This window comes from Streptobacillus felis (assembly GCF_001559775.1).
Classification (GTDB): Bacteria; Fusobacteriota; Fusobacteriia; order Fusobacteriales; family Leptotrichiaceae; genus Streptobacillus; species Streptobacillus felis.
Genome location: NZ_LOHX01000046.1, coordinates 1 through 264 on the forward strand (window position 1 = coordinate 1; position 264 = coordinate 264).

Here is a 264-nt window from a genome sequence, read left to right on the forward strand (position 1 = left end):
AAGTGATTTTAGAATTTTAGATTTAATGGCAGCTGAAAAACCAATATCTTTATATATAGTTGTTCCGCCAGGACAAATACAACCTTGAGCCCCTTTATGAAGAATATTAGTAATACAATTTGTTCAATTATGAACAACAGAAATGGATTATTCTGGGAATCAAAATAAAATAAAAATTAACCACAGATTATTAATGCTCTTTGATGAGTTTCCAGCAATTGGAAAAATGGAAATTTTCAAAAAAGCAATAGAATTTGTTCATGG

1 protein-coding gene is annotated in these 264 nt (G+C 28.4%); it reads left to right on the plus strand.

Going from position 1 to position 264, the window contains the following annotated elements; translation table 11 throughout:
• Positions 1-142: 142 nt before the first annotated feature.
• Positions 143-264: type IV secretory system conjugative DNA transfer family protein (locus AYC60_RS09430; RefSeq protein WP_269146636.1), on the plus strand; the 122-nt coding region annotated here is incomplete at its 3' end.